The sequence below is a fragment of the Prosthecobacter sp. GW821-HT29F12 genome (assembly GCF_058803405.1).
This window is the reverse complement of record NZ_CM179517.1, coordinates 6,011,756-6,033,563: the sequence shown is the minus strand read 5'-3', so window position 1 is coordinate 6,033,563 and position 21,808 is coordinate 6,011,756. Positions and strand designations below refer to the sequence as shown.

Here is a 21,808-nt window from a genome sequence, read left to right as displayed (position 1 = left end):
CCCTGCAAGCCCTGCTTTGAGTGGGTCATGCCCGCTGTGCTGAGTGGACATCGCCTGCTTTTTCCACGGCCAGGATGAGCATCGCGAGGTTGCGACCCTGGACTTGAATGTCGATTTTTTCACCCGCAGTGCGGCGCAAGACCGCCCTGCCGAGGGGTGCGTCCTCCGAGATACGGCCGCTGTCAGCATCGGCCTCATATCCGGGCACCACCTGAATGGTGATGTCAAACTCATGCAGCGTCGCCAGTTCATTGAGAGGACGCAGGGTGACGTGATCATAGTGATGTATCGAAAGAGTGTTCATGAAGAGAAGAAGAAAAAGGGGGAAAGCATGGATGGAGAAAGGCCTGCGACGAAGGCAGGCGGAAGCGGCTCCTGCCCAGAGTGGCAGGAGCCTTTCCAACGATGAATGCGGCGTTAGAGGTGCGGGGTCAGACCGTCACTGCCGCGTGGCCTGAAGAGACTGAATGCAGCTTTCAGGATGCGTCCGGAGTATGAAGGAGCGCACGGATTCCCGTGCCTCCTCCTCGGTGCGGGCCGCCACTTCATAACTGGCTTCGGTGGAAACCTTGCCGAAGATTTCCTGCCGTTTGAATACACAGGTGACCAGCCATGTGGGCCGCTCATAGCGAAGAGCGCTGCCAACGCGCACCGGTTTGTCATCCTGGTTGATAAGTCGTTCCAATAGTTTCATAAAAAGAGTGTTTGAGATGTGTCTGAACAGGGGAAAAAAGCCTGACTGACGCATGTGCGCGCAGACAGGCAGCACACCGCACCGTGTGTGGTAAACACCGTGATGCATGCGCCGGAGTGATGACCAGAGTGAAGCCTGCACGTCATGCAGACGCGGGCTGGAGATGAATGGCGCAGGTTCTGGTACCTGCTGGGTGCGCGGACAATCCCTAATCAGGGGCTGTCCGCTTAAGCCCGGCTTGCCGCCAGTCGGTGGCAAAGCGGATGGATCACACTGCTTTCAACCAGGATGGCGAAAGAAATTGGATGGCGTGAGTTCGGCTTCACAAAAACAATATACGCCCCAAACCTCGAAAAGGCAACCCTAAGTGGACTGCAGACCGCCAGAATCCGTGCATCAGCCAGAAGGGTGATGTTGACGTCATCCAGTGGTGAGCGTAGCCATCGTCCCCTATGAGCACCACACGCACACAGGGCATTTCGCTGATCACAGCCACGGCGGTGGTGGTGGCCAACATGATCGGCACCGGGGTCTTCACTTCGCTGGGCTTTCAAGTAGGTTCCCTGCCCTCGGGCTTTGTCCTTCTGATGCTGTGGGTCGTGGGTGGTGTGTGCGCCTTTTGCGGCGCCGTGTGCTATGGAGAGCTGGCGGCGGCACTGCCACGCTCTGGTGGTGAATACCACTTTCTCTCGAAGATTTTTCATCCTGCCGTGGGGTTTCTTTCCGGCTGGCTTTCGGTGACGGTGGGCTTTGCGGCCCCCATCGCACTGGCGGCCATGGCCTTTGGCAAATACTTCTCGGGCATTTTTCCCCATGCGCCCGCAACGACCTGGTCCCTCGTCATGGTATGGGTTGTGACCTTGATTCACGTGGGCGGCATCAGCATGGCCGCCAAGTTTCAAAACACCGCCACGTGGCTGAAAGTCACGCTGATCCTCGTCTTCATCGGCGCTGGTTTTTGGTTTGGCAAAGCCCAGCCTGTGCACTTTCTGCCAGTGTCCGGTGATTTGAATTTGATGGGCAGCACGCCCTTCGCGGTGAGCCTCGTCTATGTGATGTATGCCTACGCCGGCTGGAATGCGGCCACTTACATTGTCGGGGACATACGCGATCCGCAGAAGAACGTGCCGCTGGCGATCGCACTGGGCACGCTGCTTGTCGCAGGGTTGTATCTCGCGCTCAACGCGGTGTTCCTTCAAGTGGCTCCGATGAGCGAACTCGATGGCAAACTGGACGTCGGCCACATCGCTGCGGTCCACATCTTTGGCCACACCGGCGGCAAAATCATGTCGGGGCTGATTTGTCTAGGCCTCGTTTCCAGCATCAGTGCCATGACCTGGGTGGGGCCACGGGTGATGAAAACCATGGGCCAGGATTTGCGTGTCCTCGCCCCCCTCGCGGCGAGCGATGAGCGCGGCGTGCCGGTGGCCGGTTTGTTTGTGCAGCTGGCGATCGTCGTGACGCTGCTGCTCACCGCCAGTTTCGAAACCGTGCTCACCTGCGTGCAATTCAGCATTCAGCTCGGCTCGTTTGCCACGGTGGTGGGCTTGATCGTGCTGCGCATCCGGCAGCCGGACCTGCCGCGGCCCTACCGCTGCTGGGGATATCCGGTGACGCCCATTCTGTTTCTTGGCATCAGCCTGTGGATGATGGTGTTCGTGGCGAAGAAACATCCGGATGAAACACTGGCCGGCATGGCGTTAATTTTGCTGGGTTGGATCATTTATTTCATCTCACCGCGTACTCCACGCACCCCATGAAGAACATACTCATTCTGCTGCTTGTCCTGGCTCAAACCGCCATCGCGGAACCGCCCACGCCCAATGAGCAGGCGCGCTTCCTCGCCGGCATGCCGCAGGAAGGGTCATCGCTGGCCGAACTGGCGCAGCGTGGCGAGTTCAACTCTCATGCCAAAGAACTCGACGCCACTTGGGCGGATGCGGAGGAGCGGCAGCTGGGCCCGATCCGGGCCTGGGCACCGCTGGGCCTGCCAGAGGCAGTTAATGACACCTCGCCGCTGCTCTATGTCTTCAGCGGTCCTGATTTCCTGCATGCGTACACTTTTTTCCCGAATGCCTCCACTTACGTGCTGGCAGCAGTAGAACCTGTGGGACTGCCGCCGGATGTGACGAAACTCAGCGAAGGCGAGCTAGGCTCATCGCTGCGCAATCTGCGCAACACGCTCAATGCTTCGCTGAGCTTCAGCTTCTTCATCACGGCGGACATGAAGAAGGATCTGCAGGCCACCAAGCTCACCGGCACGCTGCCGGTGCTGTACGTCTTTCTGGCACGCTGCGGCTGCCACATTCAAAAGGTGGAAAACATCTGGCTGGATGCCGAGGGAAAAATCCTGACCGACAAGCAAACCAAAACTTCGGGCGCACGCATCACCTTCCTAGGTGCGCAGGGCAAACGACAGACGCTGTACTATTTCTCCACCAACATCGCGAGCTGGGCGCTCAAGCAGGATGCGTCCTTCCTGCGCTTCTGCGACGGGCTCGGAACCATGAACGGCTTCACGAAGTCCGCCTCATACTTGATGCACCTCAATGAATTTCACGCCATCCGCGACTACCTCCTCACCCACTGTCATACCATGACGCAGGATGACTCCGGCATCATGTGGAAGGACTTCCCGCGTGAATCCTGGGACGTGAAAGCCTACGGCTGGTATCCCGGCCCGATCCCCCTCTTCAAACAGCACTATCAGCCCGATCTCGCCGAGTACTATCGCACCAATGAGGTTCCCGCGATCCCCTTCGGCATCGGCTACCAATGGCGGCCCAAGCAGAGCACGCTCATTTACGGCGTGTCCAAGATGATGGTGCGCAAGGCGATCCCGGTGGTGGAGGAGAAGCCCGCAGCGGCCCCTGGAGCACTCAGTGCACCGCCTCCAGCCCCGACGCCGAAAGCTTTGCCCGTGACGCAATGAGGCGTTCAACTTTTCGGAGCAAATAGCAGCTTCAGCATCTGCGCGTCGTTCGGTTTTGAATCCTTCGCCAGACGCACGATGACGAGCTTCATGGATGGCACGATGTACAGCCGCTGGCCGTAGGAGCCGATGCAGGCGATGAGATCGGCGGGCGCCGAGCGGCTGAGGCAGGCGTTGCGCCAGGACTGCTGCTGCCACTTTTTATCGAGCATGGCCTCCGCATCCACCTCACGGGCGGCTTTGGATGCAGCCGCGTGATTGTTCCAGAAGCCGAAGGCAAAGGCGGCGTTGGCGCTGCTACCCTGGAGTTTCATCAGCACATCCTCGTGTTTGAGCATCCAAGTGCCCAGCTCCGACCACTGGCGTGCGGTCTGCATAAAGCCGGCGGCGAGCAGCGGTGCGCCATGCTGATCCGGCAGGTAGCGCTGCGAGCCGAGGCCGAGCGGGCCGAGCACCTTGCGCTCCAGATAGCGCGCGGGCGTCTGTTTCCGCTCCAACTTGCGCGCAAGCAGCTCGTGAAAGACCTGCAACGCGGCGGGACCGTAGATGAACGACTTGCCCGGTGCCGCCACCGCTCCAGCCTTCAGCGCGGCGGTGGTGCGGTCTTTGAACGAGTTTTCGTGCAGTCCAAACATCGGCTCCAGTCCGTGGCTGAAATCGAGCAACTGGCGCACGGTGATGTTTTTCTTGCGCGGGTCCTTCTGCCATTCGGTGATAGTGTCGGCCACGCGCTCATCCATGGAAAACAGCCCATCCTTCTCAGCCGCAAAGGCGGTGAGGCCCCAAAACGCCTTCGTGCCGCTGTAGATGCGGTGCGGTTCGTACTTTGTGTGGCCGTTTGTGTAGGACTCGAAAAGAGTTTTGCCGTTCTGCTTGATCAGCAGGGCATGGCCGCCGTGCGCAGCAGAATGGGCCGCCGCCGCCTGGATGCTCTGCACTGGCAGCGTCTCCGCCGCAGGTGAGAACGTGAAAAAATGCAGAAATGCCAGCAGGGGCTTCATGCGAGATGAGTAACAGAAAAATGACGAATGACTAAACCCGAATAACAAAATAAACCCAGATGCCGGGCAGGCATCCAGATTGAGGATTTTGTCACTCTTACTTCGTCTTTCATTCACCATTCGGATTTGCTCGTTCGTCATTTACACATGTGCTGGTGGACAAGCGTGGAACTCGCCGCATCGTCCGCCGCATGCGCATTCTCCTCGTCGAAGACCAGGCCAAACTGCTTTCCTTTGCCAAAAAGGGGCTGGAAGAGCAGGGCATTCAGGTGGACGCCATCAGTGATGGCGATGAAGCCTGGGAAATGGCCACGACGGTGCCCTACGACGCCCTGGTACTCGACATCATGGTGCCGGGTCGCGATGGCCTGAGCATCCTGCGCGGCCTGCGGGAAAAGCGCAACAACGTGCCGGTCATCCTGCTCACAGCACGCTCCACGTTGCCTGAAAAAATCGAAGGCCTGAACCTCGGCGCGGATGATTACATGACCAAACCGTTCTTCGTCGAGGAACTGGCCGCGCGCCTGCACACGGTGGTGCGCCGCAAAGCAGGGGATTCCAGCCATCTGCTGCGTGTGGATGATCTCTGCATCAACCTCCTTGAGCGCAAAGTCAGCCGCGCTGGTGCGGACATCGAGCTGAGCACGCGCGAGTTTGAGCTGCTGGAGCACCTCATGCGCAGCCCCGGACGCGTTTTTGGCCGCATGCAAATCTATGAGCATGTCTGGGGCTACAACATGGACCCCGAAACCAACCTCGTGGAGGTGTACATCCAGCGCCTGCGCGCCAAGATCGACAAGGATCACGATAAAAAGCTCATCCGCACCGTGCGGGGCGTGGGTTATGCGCTCGGTGGTGGTTGACGCCCTTCATCCCATGATTGCCAATCACCGCTGGCTGGCTCTAAATTGCCCCACATGAGCGTTGCGAGCACTTCCGGCACGGCACCCCAAGGTGGCACCTTCCGCCACGGTCTCATGCTCGTCGTTGCGATCGCTTTTCTCTCCGTGATCGGGCTCGTGCTGCCGCATGGCGACAGCGGGGAAGCATTTCGTGACTGGTTCATGGCGCATGCCGTCTTTCGCCCGCTCATCATGGCCTTGTGGGCTGTGGTGATCATCGAAGGCATCGCGGGATTGTTTGTCACGAATGATGCCTGGCCTGCCCGCCTCAGACGCCTGCTGCTCACCTCTCTGTTGCCTCCGCTGCGCATGATCACCGCCAGCAGCAAGCCGCATGGCTGGCTCTGGCTGCCCGGCATCGGCTGGAAGCCGGTGGGCGAGGAAACTTCCGAACAGCTCGAGCAAAAACTGGCCCTGCCGATGGTCATTCTCACGTTGCTGGTGCTACCAGTTCTGGGCGCCGAACTCACCGGTGGCGAGACGCTGGAAAATCATCCGCGTATGGCGCTGGCGACGCATCTGACCACCTGCGTCATCTGGATCGGCTTCACCATGGAGTTTCTGTGGATGGTCGCGGCGGCTCCCAACAAACTGGCCTACTGCCTCAAAAACTGGATCAATCTCGTCATCATCCTGCTGCCGCTTGTCGCCTTCCTGCGGGTGCTGAATCTCTTCCGTTTCACCCGCATGCTACGCGCCGGCAAGCTGCTGCGAGCCTACCGCCTCCGGGGGCTGTGGACGCGGCTTTGGCGGCTGGCGCTGCTCTTCAATCTCCTCGACCGCCTCCAGCAGCGGGATCCCGCTAAGTACTGCGCATCCTTGGAAAAGAAGATCGCTGATCTGGAAGAAGAACTGGCCAAACTGCACGCCAAGCTCGCGGAACAACGCGCGAAGACAGAAGCAGTCACCCTCCCAGCAGATGGGATCCAAGGAACCAGCCAAGGCTAGGCTCGCTCTAGATTCACGCTCATTGACCCAAGCTCAAATATTCGCGCACGGTGTGGTTCATCGCCCGGCGCGCAGGCGGGAAGCACTGCGCCACTTTTTCGAACGTCTCCTCCATGGCAAACTCGTCCGCCAGCACGTGCTTGCGTGCGGCGTCGAGGTGGCTCACCACCACCTGCTCATAGTAGTCCACATCCGGTGCGCCGCGCCTTGCCGCACGACGGTGCAAGAAGTCAGGGTACAGGCAGGTCAGCACCAGAAACTGGTTCGCGCACTGCACATGCAGGAAGAACTTGTGATGCCGGCTGGCGTTCTCGATCGCCTCCAGATAGTCGACACTGTAAAGGCTGTCGATGCTGTGATTGATGTCCTCCGGCCCCTTCGTCGGGGAGCAGCCGAAGTCTGCGCACACCACGGCCATGTAGTCGGCCACCGCCATCTCCTTGATGCCAAACTCCTTCAGGGAGTGGCGCACCACGATAAAGAAGAAGAGCTCTGGTGAAAGAATGGCCGCCTTGCGGGAAAGGATTGCCGCATCGAAGAGCTTGTCGTTGTCGAGGATGATCGGCACCGCGTCCGGATCGTCCATCATCGCCTTGAAGCCCTCTTTGCCGCGCTCGGTCAGCGCCAGGGTGTCTCGAATAAAATTCCAATCCGTTGGGGTGAAACGGAACCAGCAGCCCGGGCGAGGAAAGCGCGTCATGGAGATTAATTGTGAACTGTCAGCTATCTTTAGCATAACGAATGCCAGTTAAGTTAAAGCTTTGGACGACGGGCTTTGCCGCTTTGTTCAAATGCACGATGACAACCTTATAAAAGGCTTTGGCGCACCCTCGCTTCGTGCTAAGCACGGTGATGCCCAGAACCGACGGCCGCACTCCCGACCAACTCCGCAAAATCGAATACGTCCTCGACGTCGCCCCGCACGCCGCGGGCTCCGTCCTCATCGCCTTTGGCAACACCCGTGTCATCTGCACCGCCTGCATCAATGAAGAGGTGCCACGCTGGATGAAGGTGCAAAACGTCAAAGGCGGCTGGCTCACCGCCGAGTACTCCATGCTCCCCTACTCCACGCTGGAGCGCAAAGACCGCGAAAGCTCACGTGGCAGGCCCGATGGCCGCAGCACGGAAATCCAGCGCCTCATCGGCCGCAGCCTGCGCGCCGTTGTTGACCTCGAAAAACTCGGCCAGCGCACTCTCTGCGTGGACTGTGACGTGCTGCAGGCCGATGGCGGCACCCGCACCGCCGCCATCACCGGCGCCTGCATCGCCGTCTCCATCGCTTTCAACCGCCTGCTCGAAAAGGGCAAGATCACCCGCCAGCCGCTCAAGAAGAAGATCGCCGCCGTCAGCGTGGGCATCGTCAATGGAGAAACTCTCCTCGACCTCTGCTACAAGGAAGACGCCGCCGCTGATGTGGACAGCAATATTGTCCTTACTGAAGACGGCGAGTTCGTCGAAATCCAGGGAAGCGGCGAAGAAGCCACCTTCACCGAGGCGCAGCTGCATTCCATGCTGGAATATGGCCGCAAAGGCATCAAGGAGCTCATCGCCATTCAGGATGCCGCCATCGCCAGCGCCATGAAACCGGCTGAAGGCAAGGACCTGCAAAAGCTGGCGGAATTCTTCGGCAAACGCTGAGGAAGAGTTGACGGTCGTTTGCAGTTGTTGACCGTAGTTGACGATGGTTTGGCCAAAACCAGCGTCAACAATCGTATAGTACAGTCGACCACCGTAAACTCTGCATGACTGCCCTGCTCCTCGATCCCATCTACCAGCAGCATGACCCAGGCCCGGGGCATCCTGAGAGCGTCAAGCGCCTTGTAGCCATCACGCAGGCGCTGACGGATTCCGGCATCGTTGGCAAAACCCAGGCGATTGCGCCCCGTGTGGCGACGCTGGATGAACTCGCGCTCTGCCATGATCGCGGTTACATCGCCACGGCCAAAAAGGATGTCGAATCGGGCCTTGATGACCTCAGCACCGGCGACACCGCCATCTGCGCGCGATCCTTTGACGTGGCGGTTCAGGCTGTCGGCGGCGTCTTGAATGCCGTGGATGCCGTGTTCGCAGGAAAGGCGAAAAACGCCTTTTGCGCCGTGCGACCGCCCGGACACCATGCGCGCCCTGCCCAGGGCATGGGCTTCTGCCTGTTTAACAACATCGCCATCGCCGCACGTCATGCGCAGCAGAAACATGGCGCACAAAAAGTCGCCATCGTCGATTGGGACGTGCATCACGGCAACGGCACGCAGGACATCTTCTATGAGGATGGGAGCGTCCTGTTTTGCAGCACGCATCAGAGCCCTCTCTACCCTTTTACCGGACATGCCAATGAAACCGGCAGCGGCAAAGGCAAGGGAACCACGCTGAATCTCCCCTTCCCCGCCCGCACCGGCATGAGCGCTATCGGCGGTGCTTTCACCGACCGTGTGCTGCCCGCCGTCGACGCGTTCAAACCGGACCTGATTCTCATCTCCGCCGGCTTTGACTCCCGCATCGACGATCCTCTTGGCCAGTTCCGCCTAACGGATGATGATTTCGTCGCTTTGACCAAGCTCCTGCTCGAATCTGCCCACAACCACTGCCAAAGCCGCCTCGTTTCCATCCTAGAAGGCGGCTACAACATTCAGGGACTCGCCAGCGCCGTGACGCATCACGTGCAGACACTCCTTGGGTAAACAAACCCAAGTTTCTGCGGCGTTGACAGTTTATTTACAGAAGCCGTTCTTGTCAGAACGCCCGTTTTCTGGTGGCATGTATCAGCATTCCTAAAATCACCTATGTCCAACTCTCCGCTTCCGCAAGACGACGTCGCCGCCATTGATGAGCTTCGAAAAGTTTACGTCCAGCTCTGCGACGAGCTGAAGAAGATCATCGTCGGCCAGGAGAAGGTCGTCGAGCAGCTGGCCATCTGCCTCTTTGCCCGCGGTCATGCGCTGCTCATGGGCGTACCCGGTCTGGCCAAGACGCTGCTGATCTCAAGGCTGGCCGAAACGATGTCGCTCAGTTTCAGCCGCATTCAGTTCACGCCGGATTTGATGCCCATGGACATCACCGGCACGGACATCCTGCAGGAACTTCCCGGCGGCAAACGCGCCTTCGAGTTCGCCAAAGGCCCCGTGTTTGCCAACATCGTCCTCGCTGATGAAATCAACCGTGCCCCCGCTAAAACCCAGGCCGCCATGCTCGAGGCCATGCAGGAGCACAAAGTCACCGTCGCAGGTCGCACCTACACGCTCGACAGCCCGTTCTTCGTTCTCGCCACGCAGAATCCCATCGAGCAGGAAGGCACCTATCCCCTGCCCGAAGCCCAGCTCGACCGCTTCATGTTCATGATCGGCGTCGATTACCCGACTCGCGCGGAAGAGATCGCCATCGCAAGAACCACCACCGGCGCCAGCCTGCCGAAGCTCGAACACATTCTCCACGGCCCGAAGGTCATCGCCTTTCAGGAACTCGTCCGCCGCGTGCCGGTGCCGGATCATATCTATGAGTTTGCTGTCGATCTCGTCCGCAAGACCCGGCCTGCCAGCAGCGAAGCGCCCGCATGGCTGAAACCTCTGGTCAGCTGGGGTGCCGGTCCGCGTGCCGTGCAGTATTTGATCCTGGGTGCGAAAGCGCGAGCAGCGTTGTACGGCAGCTACATGGTGCGCATGGAGGACATTATGGAAGTGGCTGAGCCGGTGCTGAGGCACCGTGTGATGACGACCTTTACGGCAGAGAGCGATGGCATCAGCAGCCGGGATGTGGCGAAGAGGTTGGTGGAAGAACTGGCGAAGGCTGGGTGATGTTCTTTCAGAATCGTCCTCGTGCTCGTTCTCCTACTCGTCCTCGATCAAACCGCCCCGCATGCCAACCAGCATCCAATTCGACCATGAGAAACTCGAAGTTTATCTGCACGATCGTGCCAGCATTAGAGGCACGATGAACTTGGCGCCGTCAGCAGTGAGGACGAACGGAGGGCACCACGAACATGGCTGAGTCTTCCCGATCATTCTTGGAACCAGCGGTGCTGAGTCGCCTCATGGCGCTCCCGCTGAACGCGCGACACGCCATGCTCGGCGGCGTATCCGGCAAGCACCGCAGCCCCGTCCGAGGGTCCTCTCTTGAATTCGCCCAGTATCGCAAGTACGTCCCCGGTGATGACACCCGCCGCCTCGACTGGCGCACCTGGGGCCGAAGTGACCGCTTTTACATCAAGGAATTCGAGGCCGACACGAACCTGCGTCTCTGCCTGCTCATGGACACCAGCGGCAGCATGAACTACGGCCCCGCAGGCAGCACACGCTTCGACTATGCGCGCAAGCTCGCGGGAACGCTCGGCTACGTGGCCGCGCAGCAGGGCGATGCCGTGGGCCTGTGGAGTCTCGCAGAGAAGCCCGTGGAGATCCCCGCCAAACGCGGCGCCTCGCATCTCGGGCTCGTGCTCGATCAAATGTCCGGCATACAGCCCGTCGGTGGCACCACGCTGCTCACGGCATTGCATGACGCTGCTGAAAAGATCCGCCAGCGCGCCCTCGTCATCGTCTTCTCCGATCTCTTCGTGCCGCCCGCCGAACTGAAGTCTGCCATCCAGCACCTGCGCTTTCGCAAGCACGACGTCGCCGTCTTTCATCTGCTCGACCAGCAGGAGCTCGACTTCGATTTCGACCGCCCAGCACGCTTCATCGACATGGAAGGTGGCGAAGCCATCCTCGCCGACCCCAGCCTCATCGCCCGCAACTACCGCGAAGCCGTGCGGCAGTACATGCATGAGATCGACGAACTGGTGCGCACCACCGCCATTGATTACCACCGCGTGAAATTGCACGAGAAGTATGATGATGTGCTCGCTAAGTTCCTGCTGGCGAGGATTCAGAAGAAGGGAGGCCGGTGATGAGTGAAGATCTCACGCCTTTGGCTTCAATCCTCAAGCGTCAGCCGCATTACAGTTTCATGCGGCCTGGCGACTTTGTCTGGTTTGTTCTGCTCCTGATCTTCACCGCTTGGAAGTTCTGGATCCTGAAAGACTTTCCTGACCCATATTTTACAGAGTTGCTCAACTTTGCGATCATTTCACTGCTCGCATTGGTCTGGTATGCATGGATACGCATCCGAAGAAGAAACTGCTGTGCTGACACGGGAGAGTTAATCATCGCCGTCTTTTTTCCGCAGGCCTACAAAATTGCCCTCGACTACTTTGCGGCAGAAGGTTGGTCTGTGTGGAGCGTTCCATTTTGGATGTACGCGCTCTTCTTACCTGTCGTGGCATATCGAATTTGGAATGCCCCCAAGGTCGCAAAAGAGCTGGAGTATCTGCGGTCCGCAGCAGAAGAAGCGTTCCGGGCTGCGCAGGCTGGTCCTCGTTTCACTCACATCGAGAACCCATGACCTTCCTCGCTCCAGCGCTGCTCTTCGCCCTGCCGCTCGCGCTGCTGCCGGTGGTCATTCATTTGATCCACCTGTACCGCCGCCGTCAGGTGAAGTGGGCGGCGATGATGTTCCTGCAGATGGCGCAGAGGATGAACAAGGGGCTGTCGCGGCTGCGGCAGATTTTGATCCTGGCGTTTCGAGTGCTGGCCGTGGCAGCGATCCTGTTTGTGATCACGCGGCCGATGGCGGGCGGGCTACTCGGACTCACGGGTGGTGTGCCGGACACGGTGATCGTGCTACTGGACCGCTCGGCCAGCATGGAGCAGCAAAACCTTGCCAGTGGCACGAGCAAGCGTGCGGCGGGCATTTCCAAACTCGCACAGGCTTTGCGTGATACCGTGGGCACACGATCAAAGCTGGTGCTGATCGAAAACGCGCACCTGCAGCCGCAGTTGCTGGAGAAGCCGGAGTCGCTGATCGATCTGCCGCTCACCGGACCTACGGACACCACGGCGGATGTGCCTGCCTTGCTGCAGGGCGCGCTGGATTACATCACCACGAATCAAACGGGCCGCACTGATGTCTGGGTGCTGAGTGATCTGCGCCAAAGCGACTGGGATGCCGGCAGCGGGCGCTGGCAGGCGCTGCGCAGTGCCTTCGCCACCTTGAAGGGGCTGCGCCTGCATCTGCTGAGCTATGCGCAGCCTGCGGCGCAAAATCTTTCCGTTTCGGTGCAGCGTGTCATGCGCAACGAAACGGCGGGCAAAGCGGAACTGCTGCTGGATCTGCGCGTCACACGTGATGCGTCCTCACGCGAGCCACTGGAACTGCCGCTGCGGTTTGTGATCAATGATGTGAGCACCACAATCAAGGTGGAGATGAAGGACTCGCAGCTTGTGCTGCAAGGCCACGCGATACCCATCGACAAAGCGACCAAACGTGGCTCAGGCCGGGTCGAACTGCCCGCCGATGCTTCGCCTTCCGACAATGTGTACCACTTCGTGTTTGATGAACCGGCGGTGCTGCAGTCGGTGATCGTCAGTGATGATGAAGCCGAGGCCGGGCCGCTGCAGGCGGCGCTGGAGGCCGCTGCTGATCCCACGCGCAAGTATGCCGCCACGGTGCTGTCTCCGGCACGTGCAGCGGAGATTGCGTGGGAGGATGTCGCGCTCATCATCTGGCATGCGCCATTGCCGAAGGCGGATGACTTGATCGGCAAACAGCTCACGAATCATCTCAGCTCAGGCCGCAGCATCTTGTTCCTGCCCACGGACGCAGCAAACGCGGAAGCTTTCGGTGGCCTGCACTGGGGTGCGTGGAGCAGCGAGAGCAAACCGGCCAGCGTCGAGTGGTGGCGCAATGACACAGGTCTGCTGGCCAACACCCGGAGTGGCACCGCGCTCCCTGTGGGCGATCTGGAAGTGAGCCGCCGCTGCGAGATCCTCGGCGAAGGCACTCCGCTGGCCCGCCTCACCGGCAATCTGCCGCTGCTCATGCGCGCCGATATTCCTGGCGATGGCAATGCGTGGTTCCTTGGCACGCTGCCCGGTTCCGGCTCCTCGAGCCTCGCGCGTGATGGCGTAGTGATGTTTGCCATGCTGCACCGCGCGCTGAATGAAGGTGCGCGCAGTCTCGGCAAAGCACAGCAGCGCGAGGCAGGTGCCACTGCTCTGGGCAGCGGCGATCTGAGTGCGTGGAAACGCCATGGCCAGACGGTACTGAGCTCCGAGCAGCCACTGCGGGCTGGCATCGTCGAGAACGGCGACAGGCTCGTCGCGCTCAATCGACCGCTGCGGGAAGACCATCCCGAAACATTGGGCAAAGCGGGCCTCGCAGAGCTGTTTGCCGGACTCGATTACCATGTCATCGAAGACCAGGTCGAAAATGACGCCAGCCTCGCCAGCGAAATCTGGCGCACTTTCCTCTTCGTGATGGCTCTCGCGCTTCTTGGCGAAGCCTTGCTTTGCATGCCGGCCAAGCGTGACCCCCAAGTTTCTCCTGCCCGATGACACCCACCACCTCACAGCTCGTCTTCAATCCCACGCCGGCCGCCTTCGGTGTCGGGGTGGCGTTTGTCGTGGCGATGGGTGGCCTCGCGTTCATGGCATGGCGGCGCAGCGGCTATCGAGTGATCGTGGGCTGGTTGGAGTTCCTGCGCTTCATCATCGCCATCGGCATCGCGGTCACTCTTTTGCAGCCGGAGTGGCTGGAGACTTTCAAGCCGCAGACGAAACCCACACTGGCCGTGCTGCACGATGTCTCAGGCAGCATGACGACCAAGGATGTCATCGACAAAACGCAGACGAATGCAGAGCCGAAGTCGCGTGAAGAGATGGCCAAACCTTTGGTCGACGCCAAGCTGTGGGAGCCGCTGAAGCAGCGCATGGATGTGGTGATCGAGCCTTTTTCCTCGGCGCAAACACCTCCCACCGAAGGCACGGACATTCACGCGGCGCTGGCCGATGTGCTGGAGAAGCAGCCGAACCTCAAGGCCGTCGTGCTGATCAGCGATGGCGACTGGAACACGGGGGCAGCTCCATCGCAGGCCACCACACGGCTGCGCATGCGCGAGGTGCCGGTTTTTGCCGTGCCCACGGGTGCGGAGACGCGGCTGCCGGATGTCGAGCTGAGCAGCTTCGACGTGCCGACCTTCGCGGTGGCGGGCAAGCCGCTGCGCATTCCCTTCACCATCGAAAGCTCGCTGCCGCGTGATGAAGTCGTGGTGCTGGAGATGAAGTCCTCCAGTGGCGAGATCATCACCAAAGAGGTCACGCTGCCTGCCATGAGCCGCTATCAGGACGTCATCGGCTGGAAGCCCGACAAACCCGGCGAGGTGAAACTCACTCTCACAATCCCCAAGACATCGAGTGAACGCTACCCTGAAAACAACTCTCAGGAGGCACCGCTTTCGATTCGCAAGGAACAGCTCCGCGTGCTGGTGATCGAATCTTTCCCGCGCTGGGAGTACCGCTATCTGCGCAATGCGCTGGAACGTGATCCGGGCGTGGACGTGAGCTGCCTGCTGCTGCATCCCGGCCTCGGCAAAGTGGGGGATGGCCGCGGTTATTTGAAAGCTTTTCCAAAAGATGAAGAGCTCACGAAATACGATGTGGTGTTTCTCGGCGATGTCGGTCTGGCCAAAGGCCAGCTCACCGCTGAACAATGCATTTCACTGCAAAAACTGGTGCGTGATCAGGCGGGCGGCCTCGTCTTCATGCCGGGATTCCATGGCTTCCAATCCACCTTGCAGGACACACCGCTGGCCGATCTCCTGCCAGTGATCTGGGACGCCGCGCAGCCCCGCGGCTGGGGTTCGTCATCGCCGGGCAAATTTGCCCTCACCGAAGCAGGCACGCACAGCCTTTTGACCAAGCTCGAAGACAGCGATGATGCCAGCGCACGTGTGTGGGGCAATCTGCCGGGATTTCAGTGGTATGCCCCCGCCCTGCGTGCCAAAGCCGGCAGCGAGGTTCTGGCCACGCACGGCACCGAGTCCAATCAGTTTGGCCGCGTGCCGCTGATCGTGACGAAGACCTACGGCGCAGGCAAAATCCTCTTCATGGGCACCGATGGCGCGTGGCGCTGGCGCAAAGGCGTGGAGGACAAGTACCACTACCGCTTCTGGGGTCAGGTGGTGCGCTGGATGGCCTACCAGCGCAACATGAGCAGCGGCGACAAGATGCGCCTGTTTTATTCCCCCGACCGCCCGCGCACCGGTGATGTACTGACACTGAACGCGAACGTTGTAAGCCTCACCGGCGAGCCCTTGCGCGACGGGGTTGTGATCGCCCAAATCGCGGCGCCAAGCGGCAAGGTGAGCAGCGTTCGCCTGATGCCCGCCGGTGAGGAGGCCTGGGGGTTGTTCAACGGCGTCTTCAGCCCGGTGGAGCCGGGAGAACACGTGGTGCAGCTGAGTTGCGCGGAGGCAGGGTCGTCGCTGGAAACAAAGATTTCGATCCAAGGCACCAGCCGGGAAAAACGCGGTCAGCCAGCGCGGCTCGACGTGATGCGTGAGATCTCCCGGTTCACCAAAGGCGAAGTGCTCGATGCCAGCAACCCCGCCGCCATTCTCGCCGCGATCTCCGCCATGCCGGAGCCGGCGGTGCAGGAGCGCCGGCTGCAAATCTGGGCGCATCCCGCCTGGGCGGGGCTGCTGGTGCTCTTAATGAGCCTTTTCTGGGTCGGAAGAAAGGCCGCCGGGACGTTCTAAACACCCAATCAAAAGCTCGTCAGAGACGTTTCATCAGGATAACATTCGCCTATTATGAAAACAGCACTGCCTGTCATCCTCGAATCAAAGCTCGCGGATTTTCGCAAGCGCGTCTGGATCGTCAAGCTCACCGAGGGCCTGCTGGCAGCGGCATTCGGGATCGTGTTCTCCTACATTCTGGTCTTCGCGCTGGATCGTGTCATGGAGACGCCAGTGTGGCTGCGAACGACGCTGTTGGTTGCTGGCGCAGCGGTTCTAGGCCTGGGCCTGCCGCTGAAGTGGCACCGCTGGGTGTGGCGTCAGCGCAGCCTGGAAGATGCGGCACGGTTGTTGAAGCGCACCTTCCCACGGCTCGGGGATCAATTGCTCGGCATCGTGGAGCTGGCGCATGTGGAGGCGGGTTCCGCAGGTCGCAGCGAGCGCCTCGTTCAGGCGGCGATGGATCAGGCTGCGGAGGCCGTGAAGGACAAGGACTTCTCCCATGCCGTGCCGGAGGCGAAGCATTTTCAATGGGGCTGGGCGGCAGCTGTGATGGCGCTGCTTGCCGTGGCGGCACTGACCTTGGTTCCTGACGCCGCATGGAATGCGCTGGCTCGCTGGGCGACGCCATGGCGTGATGTGGAGCGCTTCACCTTTGCGAAGATCGAGACTCTCCCCAACCGCCTCGTGGTGCCCTATGCGGAACCGTTTGATCTGAAGGTGATGCTCAACAAGGACACGCTCTGGTCGCCCGCTTCGGCCAAGGCCCAGATCAGCGATCAGCCCGCCGTGGTGAGCGGTCTGCAACAAGGCGCTTATCCACTGGCGTTTCCGCCGCAGAAGGAAGATGCGGCCCTGTCCCTCTCGCTGGGTGATGTGCGCAAGACGGTGAACGTGCTGCCGCGCACCCGCCCGGAATTGACCGCGCTTTCTGTGCGCACACGACTGCCAGAGTATTTGAAGTACAAGACTGAGCCGATGACCGAAGTGCGCGGCGGTTCGGTAAGCGTGCTGAAAGGAGCACAAGCTTCACTGGAGGCCACGGCGTCGCGTGAGCTGGCCTCGGCGGAAGTGGATGGCGAAGCGGAGAAAGTTTCGGGTGCCAAAGTGACGACGCCCTTCCATCCAATCACAGCCAACGCTGAAAAGCATGTGATGTGGCAGGACCGCGACGGCCTGACGCCACGTGAGCCGCTGGTTTTGAAGATCAATGCGATCGATGATGAAGCACCACGGCTGGCGGCACGGCGCGAGACGCAGGAGCAGGTGGTGCTCGATTCGGAAGTCGTCGTCTTCGATTTGGATGTGCAGGATGACTTCGGCATCCAGCGCACGGGGCTTGAATGGCGCAGCGTGAATGATGACAAGACGAAGGGCGACAAGATCGCGGCTGCAGGCGAGCCCGAGAAAAAGACACTGGCAGCCAAGGCAACTTTTTGTGCAGACCGCGACGGTGTGGCACCTCAGACGCTGGAGATCCGCGCCTGGGCCGAGGATTACCTGCCTCAGCGCAAGCGCGCCTACTCCACGGCATTCCTGCTGCACGTGCTGAACAAGTCAGACCACGCGCTGTGGCTGACGGAGCAGTTCGGCAAATGGCTTGAGGCAGCCCGCGAGAGCTATGAGCGCGAGCAGCAGTTGCATGCGACGAACAAGGAACTGCGCGCATTGACTCCGGCTGAACTGGACCGCCCGGAAAACCGGCGGAAGATCGCTCAGCAGGCGAGTGCAGAGAATGCGAATGCGGCGCGGCTGGGCATGCTGAATCAAAGCGGGCGCAGTCTGGTGGAGCAGGCGACGCGGAATGATGAGTTTGATGCCAAGCGTCTTGAATCCTGGGCGACGATGCTGAAGTCACTGCAGGACATCGCGGCCAAGCGGATGCCGAGTGTGGCGGATTTGTTGAAGCAGAGCTCGAATGCGCAGAGCGGCAAACCTGGTCAGTCCACTGCCGCCAATCCGCCCTCGAATTCATCCCAGCAGCCACCGAAGGAAGGCAAGCAGGGTGAAGGCAAAGCGGGCCAGAGCAAACCCATTGCACCCCAGATTGCCAACGGGCCGGACATTCCCGGAACGAAGCAGGGCGGCAAGGCCTCCACAGAGGAGCAGAAGAAAGACAACATGCCGAGCATCACCGACAAGGAAGGCTCGATGAGCAAGGCCGAGCCACAGCCTGCGGACCCCAATGCCAAGCCTTCGCCGCCCAAGCCCAGCACGATGAAACTGCCGACGACCCAGATGGCGGCGGCACCGGGCAAAAAGAAAGACGAGAAACCTGAAGAGAAGCCGCAGGAACCGCCGGCATCGCAGGCACAAAAGAAAATGCAGGACGCTCTCGATGAGCAGAAACTGCTGCTAGCCGAGTTTGCGCGTGTCTCGGATGAACTGGGCACAATCCTGGCCAGCTTGGAGGCGAGCACGTTTGTGAAGCGGCTCAAGGCGGCCTCCCGCCAGCAGCTCGTGGTGGCGAAGGATTTGAACACGAAGACTCTCACCGCCTTCGGTCTGGAGCGCAAGCCGGTGAAGGATGCGGCGGCGATCGCTGAGCATGAAAAGACGCAGAGCGAAACTGTGCGGGTGATCCAAAGCGACCTGGAGGCCTACTTCGCCCGCAAACCGGACATGCACTTCAAGAACATCATCGGTCAGATGAAGGACACGCAGGTGGTGAAAATGCTGACATATCTGGGAGATCAGGCGGCGGTGAATCTCAGCGGCAACAGCATGGCTGGCGCGGAGTTTTGGGCCGACACGCTGGACCGCTGGGCGGAGGAGATGGTCGCTGCGAGCGAGTGCAAATCATGCAGCAGCTGCAGCGCAGACAGCCTGCCGCCGGAGATCGTCCTCAAGGTCATGAAATCCCTGCGCGATGAGATGAAGCTTCGCGACGAAACACGTGAGCTGGAAAATTCGAAGGCTGCACTCAAGGAAGGAGAGCATGGCAAAAAATCGGCCATGCTGGCCTCGAAGCAGTTTGGCATCCAGGCCAACACGCGCGGCGCCTTTGATGACATCCTGCATCTGCCGCAGGGGAATGAAAAATTTGGCAAGGAACTCAAGCTTCTCAGCGCGGTGATGACGGTGATGGATGAGGCGGCGGGCATTCTCGACAAACCAGACACAGGAGCACCGGCGATAGCAGCGGAGACGGAAGCCATCGAACTGCTGCTGCAGGCGAAACGCCAGGGCAAAGGTGGCGGCGGAGGTGGTTCAAATCCCGGGGGCGGGGGCGGGGGCGGGGGCGGGGGCGGTGCAGGCGCAGAAAGCGCTGAAGCAGCGCTGTCGGATCTGGGACCCGGCTCGGACGCAGAAACGAATGTGAACGCACGTCCGGTGGGCCAGGCGACCGGCAAGACAGGGCGTGAGCTGCCGGAAGAATTCAAGACCGGGCTGGATGCGTATTTCAACAAACTGGAAGCAGGAGGCGGGGCGAAATGATCAAGCTGATGCTGCTGGCAATTGTTCTCACCAGTTCCGGGGGAACGCAGGCACAGGCGCCATCACGGGCCGACCTGAAAAAGCCGCTTTCAGAAGCGGTCGAGAAGGTGCTGGCTGACTTTGTTCAAGCCTGCGTGCCGGAGAAACAGAAGCAGCTCACCGCCCATATGGAGGAGGTGGTCAAAACCATCGACGCAGAGGTCCAACTTTCGCCTGAGGAAAAGACCAAGCTGCAGGAGGAGTCCAAGAAAGCCGTGGAGGCGACGGTGAAATCCTGGCAGCCGCTTGCCGTGATGATGATGCGAACTTATTTGTCACGCACCTCGGACTCTGCGGCCATCCGGCACATCGGCATGTGGAAGCCGGATGTGGCAGGCCCCAACGAGCCCATCGAAGACTGGACGCCACCCGATGAAGACGCGACCTGGCTTGCCGCTTTGAAAGCAACACTCGGCGAAGCGCGCTACGCCAAATGGCATGAAGCGGATGAGAAGACCAGGCAGCAGGTGGACAAAGAGATCTCCGCTTATCTTGAACGCTGGGTGCGTGAATCACGCGGGCCGATGAATGAGGACCTGCGGGCCAAGATTGAGCTGATGAAGAAGAAGCTCGAACTCTCTGACGCGCAGACCACGGCCTTGAACAAGGCGGCTGAAACCCTGCTGGACCGGCTCAGCAACGCGGAGAGAAAACGGGCCACCAGCATGCTGCGCACACTGCCGCCTGCTGCGCGTGAGACCATGATGGGCCGCAACTACTTCTACATCCGCTTTGATCGTCCACGTGGCGAAGCCTGGGACAAGGCCTGGGAAGGCGCAGTGGCCGGCGTGCTGCCTGCAGAGCAGATCGCCGAATGGAAAAAGACCGACAAGGAGGAACGCAGCAAGGCAGAATCCGAGGTGGCCGACATGATCAAACCTTCCGAGCAGCAGGCGGAGCAGCAGATGGAGATTAGCATGGGTGCGGAGATCGACGGCATCGTCATGGCGCTGAATTTGAACAAGGAGCGGCAGAAGGCGCTGGAGCAGCTGTCCAAAGAAGCGATTCAGGAATCGCTGAAACAGGCACGCAAGGGCTGGCTGCAGCAGGCAAGGAATTATTCGGTCACGGAGCGCAAGCGCATCCGCGGCAACGTGTATTTTGGCGTCAACGAAGATCTTCAGGCCATCAAGCTGCCCATCTGGAAAGAGGGAATCAAGAAGCTGCTGACCGAAGAAGAGCGCACACGCATGGCGACTGAAAACAAGCAGCGCGAGCAGCGCAACAGTCTGGCGATCTCGCGCGTCTGCCTGGCGGAAATGGACAAGATGCTTGCACTCTCCCAGGAGCAGCGCGCGCAGCTGGAACCGCTGCTGGTGGAGCTGATGCAGCCGCTCATGGATCAGCGTCGGCAGCAGTACTGGAGCTACAATGTCACCCAGCTGTTTCAGAACGCAGGCAAAGTGAAAGAGGAGATGGCGCGCGCCATTCTGGACGATGTGCAGTTGAAACACTGGAAGGAATTGATCGTCTCCACCAACAATTCATCGCGCAACCTCATGCCTGACATGAACGGCACCTTCCCCGAGGCGCCGGACATGGAGGCGGCGATTTCGCAGCACCTTTACAAGATGTTTGTTGCGGAGCGCAACAGGACCATGGCGGCGATGATGCCGCAAGTCGAGGAAGCCTCACGCCTGCTGTCTCTTCCGGAACCTGCTGTCGCAAAACTCACCACAGCGGCAAAGGGAGCGGTGGAGACCAGCCTGGAATACTGGCGCCAGTTCACGGAAAACTTCGTGCGCCAGAGCGTACAGACTGCGACGCCAAAGAACCTGCTGCAAACGCTGGCAGGCACTGCACGCGCAAATTTCAGCCGTACTGATACCAAGCCGCAAAACACGGAACTGTGGAAAACGGCGCTGCAAACCACCCTGAATGAAGCCCAGCTGAAAAAGCTCAAGCACGTGGCCGATGAGCGGCAGGACTACCGCCTGAAGGCCATGGCGGCGATGTGCACCTCCGAACTGGACCGCCGCCGCAAGCTCTCATCCGATCAAAGCGCCAAGGTCGAAACCGCCGTCCAACAGGTGCTGGCCGAGTACCTGCCGGACATCGAACGCTACATGTCCCCCCAATGGTTTTTGCAATACTACTACGCCCTGGTCCCGCTGGCGGGTGTGTCGGAAAAAGAGATGCAGTCCATCCTCACTCCCGAGCAGTGGAAGCTGTGCAAGGATCGCGATCTGCCCGACGCGATGCAGTACTGGGAGGGCATCAAGAACAATCACGAACAGCGCAAAAAGCAGGGGGCGCAGGCCAACGGCCCCCAGATCCTTTTCAACGGCGGGCTCATGATTGATCAGTGACGAA

Annotated in this window: 17 protein-coding genes; 13 read left to right on the top strand and 4 right to left on the bottom strand. The window is 60.1% G+C overall.

What is annotated here, in order from left to right; translation table 11 throughout:
- Window positions 1-25: 25 nt before the first annotated feature.
- Together AC3RLQ_RS24960 and AC3RLQ_RS24955 are read right to left on the bottom strand one after the other, a co-directional pair.
- The gene (locus tag AC3RLQ_RS24960) at window positions 26-304 is read right to left on the bottom strand and encodes a GreA/GreB family elongation factor (RefSeq protein ID WP_422317557.1); all 279 of its coding nucleotides are present in this window, start codon (window positions 302-304) and stop codon (window positions 26-28) included.
- Between the two features lie 135 nt (window positions 305-439).
- Complete coding sequence (locus AC3RLQ_RS24955) at window positions 440-694, bottom strand: hypothetical protein (RefSeq protein ID WP_422317559.1); 255 nt, start codon at window positions 692-694, stop codon at window positions 440-442.
- A 452-nt stretch (window positions 695-1,146) separates the two neighbouring features.
- Here AC3RLQ_RS24955 and AC3RLQ_RS24950 point away from each other — a divergent pair, with 452 nt between their 5' ends.
- Both AC3RLQ_RS24950 and AC3RLQ_RS24945 read left to right on the top strand, forming a co-directional pair.
- The gene (locus AC3RLQ_RS24950; protein WP_493031355.1) at window positions 1,147-2,454 is read left to right on the top strand and encodes an APC family permease; all 1,308 of its coding nucleotides are present in this window, start codon (window positions 1,147-1,149) and stop codon (window positions 2,452-2,454) included.
- A complete protein-coding gene (locus AC3RLQ_RS24945; RefSeq protein WP_493031354.1) occupies window positions 2,451-3,626 on the top strand; it encodes a hypothetical protein in 1,176 nt (391 codons plus the stop codon). The genes AC3RLQ_RS24950 and AC3RLQ_RS24945 overlap by 4 nt, the downstream gene beginning before the upstream one ends.
- Window positions 3,627-3,631: 5 nt before the next feature.
- Here AC3RLQ_RS24945 and AC3RLQ_RS24940 read toward each other — a convergent pair whose 3' ends face one another.
- Window positions 3,632-4,627, bottom strand: a complete 996-nt coding sequence (locus AC3RLQ_RS24940) for a serine hydrolase domain-containing protein (RefSeq protein ID WP_493031353.1) — start codon at window positions 4,625-4,627, stop codon at window positions 3,632-3,634.
- A 191-nt stretch (window positions 4,628-4,818) separates the two neighbouring features.
- Between AC3RLQ_RS24940 and AC3RLQ_RS24935 the strand changes: the two genes are divergently transcribed.
- Together AC3RLQ_RS24935 and AC3RLQ_RS24930 are read left to right on the top strand one after the other, a co-directional pair.
- Window positions 4,819-5,490: a response regulator transcription factor gene (locus AC3RLQ_RS24935; RefSeq protein ID WP_397381825.1), complete on the top strand. Its 672-nt coding sequence runs from the start codon at window positions 4,819-4,821 to the stop codon at window positions 5,488-5,490.
- A 54-nt stretch (window positions 5,491-5,544) separates the two neighbouring features.
- Window positions 5,545-6,477 carry a potassium channel protein - like protein gene (locus AC3RLQ_RS24930; protein ID WP_493031352.1) on the top strand — a complete coding sequence of 311 codons (933 nt, stop codon included), beginning with the start codon at window positions 5,545-5,547 and terminating at the stop codon, window positions 6,475-6,477.
- Between the two features lie 19 nt (window positions 6,478-6,496).
- Here AC3RLQ_RS24930 and AC3RLQ_RS24925 read toward each other — a convergent pair whose 3' ends face one another.
- Window positions 6,497-7,177, bottom strand: coding sequence for a hypothetical protein (locus AC3RLQ_RS24925; protein ID WP_493031351.1), 681 nt, complete (start codon window positions 7,175-7,177; stop codon window positions 6,497-6,499).
- Between the two features lie 152 nt (window positions 7,178-7,329).
- Here AC3RLQ_RS24925 and rph point away from each other — a divergent pair, with 152 nt between their 5' ends.
- The 9 genes from rph (at window position 7,330) to AC3RLQ_RS24880 (ending at window position 21,804) form a co-directional block, all read left to right on the top strand.
- Window positions 7,330-8,115, top strand: a complete 786-nt coding sequence (gene rph, locus AC3RLQ_RS24920) for a ribonuclease PH (protein WP_487681522.1) — start codon at window positions 7,330-7,332, stop codon at window positions 8,113-8,115.
- A gap of 104 nt (window positions 8,116-8,219) precedes the next feature.
- Window positions 8,220-9,155 carry a histone deacetylase family protein gene (locus AC3RLQ_RS24915; RefSeq protein ID WP_493031350.1) on the top strand — a complete coding sequence of 312 codons (936 nt, stop codon included), beginning with the start codon at window positions 8,220-8,222 and terminating at the stop codon, window positions 9,153-9,155.
- Window positions 9,156-9,257: 102 nt separating this feature from the next.
- On the top strand, window positions 9,258-10,265 hold the full coding sequence (locus tag AC3RLQ_RS24910; protein ID WP_493031349.1) for an AAA family ATPase: 1,008 nt from the start codon (window positions 9,258-9,260) through the stop codon (window positions 10,263-10,265).
- A 236-nt stretch (window positions 10,266-10,501) separates the two neighbouring features.
- Window positions 10,502-11,353: a DUF58 domain-containing protein gene (locus tag AC3RLQ_RS24905; RefSeq protein ID WP_493031348.1), complete on the top strand. Its 852-nt coding sequence runs from the start codon at window positions 10,502-10,504 to the stop codon at window positions 11,351-11,353.
- Window positions 11,353-11,847 (top strand): hypothetical protein, encoded by a 495-nt coding sequence (locus AC3RLQ_RS24900; RefSeq protein WP_493031347.1) that lies wholly within the window; start codon window positions 11,353-11,355, stop codon window positions 11,845-11,847. The genes AC3RLQ_RS24905 and AC3RLQ_RS24900 overlap by 1 nt, the downstream gene beginning before the upstream one ends.
- Window positions 11,844-13,838, top strand: coding sequence for a BatA domain-containing protein (locus AC3RLQ_RS24895; RefSeq protein ID WP_493031346.1), 1,995 nt, complete (start codon window positions 11,844-11,846; stop codon window positions 13,836-13,838). Before AC3RLQ_RS24900 ends, AC3RLQ_RS24895 begins: the two co-directional genes overlap by 4 nt.
- Window positions 13,835-16,039 carry a hypothetical protein gene (locus AC3RLQ_RS24890; RefSeq protein ID WP_493031345.1) on the top strand — a complete coding sequence of 735 codons (2,205 nt, stop codon included), beginning with the start codon at window positions 13,835-13,837 and terminating at the stop codon, window positions 16,037-16,039. Before AC3RLQ_RS24895 ends, AC3RLQ_RS24890 begins: the two co-directional genes overlap by 4 nt.
- Before the next feature lie 54 nt (window positions 16,040-16,093).
- Window positions 16,094-19,456 carry a hypothetical protein gene (locus tag AC3RLQ_RS24885; RefSeq protein ID WP_493031344.1) on the top strand — a complete coding sequence of 1,121 codons (3,363 nt, stop codon included), beginning with the start codon at window positions 16,094-16,096 and terminating at the stop codon, window positions 19,454-19,456.
- Entirely contained in the window at window positions 19,453-21,804 is a 2,352-nt protein-coding gene (locus AC3RLQ_RS24880) for a hypothetical protein (RefSeq protein ID WP_493031343.1), read from the top strand. Before AC3RLQ_RS24885 ends, AC3RLQ_RS24880 begins: the two co-directional genes overlap by 4 nt.
- Window positions 21,805-21,808: the final 4 nt, after the last annotated feature.